Source organism: Mesorhizobium sp. M7A.F.Ca.AU.002.02.1.1, assembly GCF_003998535.1.
GTDB lineage: Bacteria > Pseudomonadota > Alphaproteobacteria > Rhizobiales > Rhizobiaceae > Mesorhizobium > Mesorhizobium ciceri.
Genome location: NZ_RZPB01001493.1, coordinates 1 through 434 on the forward strand (window position 1 = coordinate 1; position 434 = coordinate 434).

At 62.9% G+C, this 434-nt stretch carries 1 protein-coding gene and 1 pseudogene; one reads left to right on the forward strand and one right to left on the reverse strand.

Annotated features, from left to right (window positions below):
- Positions 1 to 152, reverse strand: a pseudogene (locus tag EN879_RS38550) (ribosome maturation factor RimM); the annotation flags it as partial.
- A 97-nt stretch (positions 153 to 249) separates the two neighbouring features.
- On the opposite strand from EN879_RS38550, the gene EN879_RS38555 reads away from it, so the two are divergent.
- Positions 250 to 434 (forward strand): site-specific integrase (locus tag EN879_RS38555; RefSeq protein ID WP_164774972.1); only part of this gene is annotated, 185 nt, incomplete at its 3' end.

Here is a 434-nt window from a genome sequence, read left to right on the forward strand (position 1 = left end):
ATCTGGAAGGCGCGCCCGTCCCTGGCGTAGAGCGGCCCGTAGTCGGCCAGCGCCAGCGGCTCGCCGGTGAAGGTCTTCACCCGCAATTCGCCCTTGATGCCATGGGCGGCGCCGATCACGGCCATCTGGACAGGATTCTGGAGCTTGCTCATGGCGAAATATCCTTTGGCCTGCTCTAGCCCCACGCGGCTGTCATTTCAATGACGGGCTATTCACCGCTTCCTAACCCGAATATCCGAAAATGCCGCCATGCAGGAATTCCTCATCCCGGCCAAACCCGATCTCCAGGCGGCGCGCGAAAGCTGGCTGAAGATGCTGGCGCGAGAACGTCGGCTGTCGCCCGAGACGGTGGAAGCCTATGAGCGCGACACGCGTCAGTTCCTGCATTTCCTCACCGGCCATTGCGGCGGCTCGCCCGGCATTTCGGACATCGC